This window comes from Aerococcus sp. L_32, from assembly GCF_050689315.1.
Genome location: NZ_JBOEQF010001044.1, coordinates 1 through 654 on the forward strand (window position 1 = coordinate 1; position 654 = coordinate 654).

The following is a 654-nucleotide window of genomic DNA, read 5'->3' on the forward strand; positions in this document are numbered from 1 at the left end:
TTGATTTTATATGGGTCTGGCGAAGAAGAATTCCATTTCTATTATCAAAATGAATTCGGATCTGTTCAAGATAAAATGCGGGTATTTGAAGGGGTTATTCCAAATGTCCGTCGTCGTTACCAATCTAGTCAATCTAAGGCTATGCGAGAAGCTATGGGTCAATATATGACCGAATTAGAATGTCCTGTATGTCATGGTAAACGTTTAAACCGTCAAGCCTTGTCAGTAAAAATTGGTGGTCAAGATATTGCTGAAGTAACCCATAAAGCGATTGTGGATACCATTGAATTTTTTGAGGGGTTAGATTTATCTGAACAAAATACGACGATTGCTCAACCAATCATGCGTGAAATTGCCTCACGGTTAAACTTCCTAGAAGAAGTGGGCTTAAACTACCTAACTTTAGACCGTTCTGCAGGTACTTTATCAGGTGGGGAAGCGCAACGTATTCGTCTAGCTACTCAAATTGGATCAAACCTTTCTGGAATCATGTATGTCTTGGATGAACCTTCGATTGGATTACACCAAAGAGACAATGACCGTCTGATTAAATCATTGAAACGTATGCGTGATTTAGGTAACACCTTGATTGTCGTTGAACATGATGAAGAAACCATGCGTGAAGCAGATTATCTAATTGACATGGGACCTGGT

At 39.3% G+C, this 654-nt stretch carries 1 pseudogene; it reads left to right on the forward strand.

The features are described from left to right. A pseudogene (locus ACRCJ0_RS18105) lies at positions 1 to 654 on the forward strand (excinuclease ABC subunit UvrA); the annotation flags it as partial.